Consider the following 5223-nt stretch of genomic DNA (forward strand, 5'->3'; position numbering starts at 1 on the left):
GTTCAAAGCTATTTCTTTTAATAATATCTCAGTTTCATCAAAAATGATTGTTGAAAAACGCAAAATATCATATTTTAAATTAGAATCCTCATCAAATTTGTTAATTATTATATCAAGAACCTCTTGTGTAAATAATTTTTCTCTATATTTCTTATGAATTGTTGAAAGAAACTCTATACATGTCAATTCTGAAATTTGAATCAAGTTTTCAGGATCATTATAAATTTTAAGGATATCTGAGGTGCCTGATTCTTTATGATAAATTTTTACAAGTGAAGATGTATCAATAAAATATTTCATACTCTATCTTCTCTATCTTCTATAACAGCTTTAGACCAGCTTTCATCAGATGAGCTTGTCATTACATGAATTTGATCTATTGATATATTTGATTTTGTAGTTTGAGGCACCTTCTTTTGTTTTTTTAACAAATTGATATATTCATAAATAAGAGTGAGTTCATAGGTATCCATACTTTCTATGGATTCAAATATATTTTCTTTTAATTTCATGATAATCTCCTATTGTTACTTCACAATTATTACTAAAATAAGGACGACTGAAGACTTGTGTATGCAAAGTCTCATTTTACTTCTTGATATGGATTTAACAGGCATTCTCCGGTGCTTTCCAGTCTCGGACATCAATTTTTCCGGTTACAACTTCGCTGATGAGTGCAGTTCGATATTCCTGTAGTAGTTCGATTTCTTTGGTGGTTTTGGCGGTGATGGTGTCGATACGGGTGGTTTCTTTATCAAGATAGTCTGCAATTTCCTGTTGCTTATGAAGTTTTACTTTTGGAATAATTAAATTATTTAAAATAGAAAGTGATACAAAATTTTGAACACCACCGGACTGATTTAAGTCAAATTGAGTGCTGATAATAGTACTATTAAAAAGATATGTTATATAACTCATGGAAACATTAGGATTTGATTTAAACAAGGCTACATTTTTAATCGAAAATTCTCTTTTTGTATTAACAATTACGGGATTTCCTATTGTTCCAATCATAGGCATAATAATATCACCGTAAGACACATTAGATCTGAGAATAATCTTTTTATGTTCTTCTTCAGAAATAAACGTTGTTTCTTTGAAATCAATAAAGCCATTTTTTAAATTTTTAGATGTAATAAGCGGATATACGTTATCTGAAAAAGGAACCGGCTTGGGAGTGTCATGTGTTCCATCTTTAACAACTACAATATATTTAAAAGCACATATTTCCCAATGCTCCGGAATCTCCCCCAACCATTCAATCCCAGAGTCTTTCATGGGAACATCAGGATCAAGACCTTTGGTAACGGCTTCATTGATAACAGCAGTACGTTCTTCTTTTAACAGGTCAATTAACCGTTTCTTTTTTTCAATGAGAGTGTCGATTAGGCGGGTTTTGTGATCGAGGAAGTTGGCGATTTTCACTCTTTCTTGTTTTGTTGGGTTTGGAAAAATAAAATTTTTAAGTTGTTCAAAATTCAAACCTTCTCTATTCGCACCAACTTGCTTATTGAAAACTTGCAACTGTCCAACATTGGATGATAAAATCAAAAATAAATATTTAGTTTCAGTTTGATCATTTGGTCGAAGAATACAGACATGCTGATTGACATTTGCTTTTCCTAAATTCTTATCGGCATAATAACATCTACCTATTGAAGCACCCGTGATGTTCAGTAGGACATCTCCATTAAAGACCTCACTATTACGCATATCATTAAAAATATCTTCTGATATATACGCGACATCATCTAATCTAAGACCTTCAAAATGAATGTTTTGGCTTCTTAGCAATGGATAGCCTGTTTTTTGATAAGAATCAGCACCACCTTTGGGTGTGACACCACTACCAATTTTTGTGGTAATGTATTTTATTTTTTTGAGATTCCACTGCTCCGGTATCTCCCCCAACCATTCAACCCCAAAATCTTTATACTTCGGATAAGGCTTCATCATTCAAGCACCTCACTCAAAAGCCCATCAGTTTCTTTTTCCAAAGCCAGTATATCAGCACGGATTTCAGCAAGCGATCTAAGCGGCTTATATTCATAAAAATACTTGGTGAAGTTGATCTCATATCCCACTTTTGTTTTTGAGTGGTCAACCCAGGCATCGGGAACATGGGGCAGCACCTCTTTTTCCATGTATTCCTGAATATCTTCTTCTGAGGATTCGGTCTTTCCTGTTTTTAAGGGGATATTTTCATAGTCACGCAATTTGGTATCCGGCTTGGGGATACCCTGTTTGGTGGTCACCACTTCACCATCTTCCATCAAGGGGCGTTCCACTGTCACACGGGAATATCCAAAGTCTGAATTATGGAAAATCTTGCAGTACTTTCCTTCTTTGAAATCACCATATATCCGGGTGATGGTTTTGATATCATCACCTGATATCTCATTTCGTTTGTTTCCAAGGGATCGGCTCATCTTGTGGGAAAAGGATACGGCATTGATAAGCTGTACCTTGCCTTTTCTCTGATCATCCTTCCTGTTGGTGACAATCCAGAAGTAGGTGGAGATGCCGGTGTTGTAGAAGAGCTGGTCTGGAAGTGCGACAACAGCTTCCAGCATGTCATTTTCGATGATCCATCTTCTGATTTCTGATTCACCGGAACCGGCACTACCGGTGAACAGGGGGGAGCCATTAAAAACAATGGCTATACGGGATCCACCATTGGATGGTTTCATCTTGGATATGAGATGTTGCAGGAACAGCAGAGACCCATCGGACACTCTTGGCAGACCAGCACCAAATCTCCCCCCAAATCCCAATTGATAATGTTCTTTCTTTATCTGCTTCTGGACTTTCTTCCATGCAACACCAAATGGTGGATTGACGAGACAGTAATCAAATTTATCATTTTCAAATCCATCTGATGTGAATGAGTTTCCAAACTTGATATTGGATGCTTTTTGGCCTTTGATCATCATGTCGGCTTTGCAGATGGCATAGGATTCGTCATTAAGTTCCTGACCAAACACTTCAAGGCGTGCATCCGGGTTGAGTTCTGCAAGGTACTCTTCTGCAACGGAGAGCATCCCACCCGTACCACAGGCACAGTCATACAGGGTTTTCACGATACCTTTTTGGGAGAGGATCTCATTGTCGTTGTTGAAGAGCAAATTGACCATGAGCCGGATGACTTCCCTTGGGGTAAAGTGCTCTCCAGCGGTCTCGTTACTGATTTCAGCAAATTTTCGGATCAGTTCTTCAAAGACATACCCCATCTCCATGGAGGATATTTTATCTGGATGGAGGTCAATCTTTGCAAAGGATTCAAGGACAAGGAACAAGAGATTCTTATCATCAAGGTAGGATATCTGTTCATCGAATTTGAATTTATCCAGGATTTCCCGTGCTTCAGCAGAGAAGCCTGCAACGTAGTGCCGAAGATTCATTCCTATCTTGTCATGCTCTGCCAGCAGTTTCTGGAAATCAAACTTACTCCGGTTGTGGAAATTGTAGCCCGATTCCTTGTTGAGGATCTTGTCAATGGCATCCTCATTCATATTTTGGATGGCATCATACTTCTTCAGTACATTCCCTTTGGTTGAAGAGAGTACACAATCCAGTCGTCTCAATACCGTAAAGGGTAGGATTACCTGTCCATATGATGCCTGTTTGTAGTCTCCACGAAGGATATCAGCGACTCCCCATATAAAATTTGCCAGTCCTTGAACGTTCATTTATGCTCCAATAATTCAGGTTGTGCTATTGTTAAGTATTTATTCAACAAAACGTCTGAAATCACGACTCTAAAAATGTTACTTTGTTGTATATCATAAATTATTTCTTTCAATCAAACAATCTATCTTTTAATCAATAGAAATAGTTATATCTAACGGTCAGGTGTCCGCTAGTATGGGCAAACACCTTCGCTGTTGATAAGTTTTGTAAGTTATTTGTTATGTTTATGATATTTTTTTTGTTGTTTTATCTTTTGCTAATTCAAGATTTCATTTCATCCAGAAACCTTGACCTTTTCATATTTTTTCCATTGTAAATTATGGGGTGTGACAGATAGAGTCTTTCCATGGCAAGAACCGGAATAATGCTGGGTGAATGTTTGGGGCTTCAATGGGGGGATATTGATTTTGGTGACAGGTTCATTAATATTCAAAGAGGATTTTCAAAAGGCAAGATAGAAACGTCCAAGAGTGGTCAGAGTAGATGATCTTAGAAATAGATATGTAACAATCTGAATCTCCAATGGAGACAATATTGCGGATGTGTCAAAGCAGCTTGGACATCATTCTGTTAAATTTTCCATGGATATTTATTATCATTGGGTAGCTGGTGGGAAGAAAAATGAAGTTGATAGGCTGGATGATGCTGCAAGCAAACGCAACCAGATACAAAGCAACCTATCCGCAACCAGATAAAAAAAAAGCACTCAGGAAAATATCCTAAGTGCTTGATTTTATAGGTGGCGTCCCCAAGGGGATTCGAACCCCTGTCGCCGGCGTGAAAGGCCGTGAATATATCTATTTAATACTAATTACTTTCTTATACCTCTACATACTCCTACCTATATTTTCCTTTATAAAAACAGCTTATTAAAATTGTCTTGACTTACTTTCAAATACTTTGTTATTAGCTCAGATACTTAATCAGGGTTGGAAATAGGGTTGGAAAGTACTTTTTAATATCAGTGTTGTTCCTGCCACATATAAGCCGTTAGTGATTAAACTCAATCCATTTTTGATATTGCCTTTGGAATATGATATTTACCACTTCTTTGATTTGATACAGTTCAATTTTTTCGGCTTCATTTTCACATTTATATGTGAATGATAAAAATATCAGTTTCTATTCCTGCTTGGAGATGCTTGTTGAGCAAAAAAAAATGAAAAATGCACTATAGCAGAACTGACAAAACCGACAAAACCCTCTACACGGAGTTACAATGAAAAGATTTAAAACAAAATATCCTGGAGTGTTCTACAGAGAATCTCAAAGGATTGGTGGCAGTGGGATTGAAAAAGTTTATTATGTTGTGTTCAAGAGAAAAAATGTTGAAACTGGCAAGTTTTATATTCACGAGGAAAAAGTAGGCCGTCAATATACTGATGACATGACTCCAGCCAAAGCAGCCAGAATGAGAGCGGAAATTATTGAAGGCAAGCGCAAAACCCGAAAAGAGATAATTGCAGATCAGGAAGAACTCAGAAAGGCAGAATCAAGGCGTTATACAATTGATAGGTTGTGGAATGAGTACAG

The 5223-nt window shown here is 36.9% G+C and carries 4 protein-coding genes, 1 tRNA gene and 1 pseudogene; 1 reads left to right on the forward strand and 5 read right to left on the reverse strand.

What is annotated here, in order from left to right; all coding sequences use genetic code 11:
- The 5 genes from MTBBW1_RS28795 to MTBBW1_RS28800 form a co-directional block, all read right to left on the reverse strand.
- Positions 1-300, reverse strand: a 300-nt coding sequence (locus MTBBW1_RS28795; RefSeq protein ID WP_186441732.1) for a type II toxin-antitoxin system VapC family toxin, incomplete at its 3' end; no start/stop codon positions are given.
- Positions 297-512 (reverse strand): hypothetical protein, encoded by a 216-nt coding sequence (locus tag MTBBW1_RS26390; RefSeq protein WP_080809764.1) that lies wholly within the window; start codon positions 510-512, stop codon positions 297-299. The genes MTBBW1_RS28795 and MTBBW1_RS26390, both read right to left, overlap by 4 nt.
- A 94-nt stretch (positions 513-606) precedes the next feature.
- Complete coding sequence (locus tag MTBBW1_RS26395) at positions 607-1956, reverse strand: restriction endonuclease subunit S (RefSeq protein ID WP_080809766.1); 1350 nt, start codon at positions 1954-1956, stop codon at positions 607-609.
- Positions 1953-3689, reverse strand: a complete 1737-nt coding sequence (locus MTBBW1_RS26400; protein ID WP_080809770.1) for a type I restriction-modification system subunit M — start codon at positions 3687-3689, stop codon at positions 1953-1955. The genes MTBBW1_RS26395 and MTBBW1_RS26400 overlap by 4 nt, the downstream gene beginning before the upstream one ends.
- A gap of 741 nt (positions 3690-4430) precedes the next feature.
- Positions 4431-4525, reverse strand: a tRNA-OTHER gene (locus MTBBW1_RS28800).
- Between the two features lie 384 nt (positions 4526-4909).
- Between MTBBW1_RS28800 and MTBBW1_RS26405 the strand changes: the two are divergent.
- A pseudogene (locus tag MTBBW1_RS26405) lies at positions 4910-5223 on the forward strand (site-specific integrase); the annotation flags it as partial.

Source organism: Desulfamplus magnetovallimortis, assembly GCF_900170035.1.
Classification (GTDB): domain Bacteria; phylum Desulfobacterota; class Desulfobacteria; order Desulfobacterales; family Desulfobacteraceae; genus Desulfamplus; species Desulfamplus magnetovallimortis.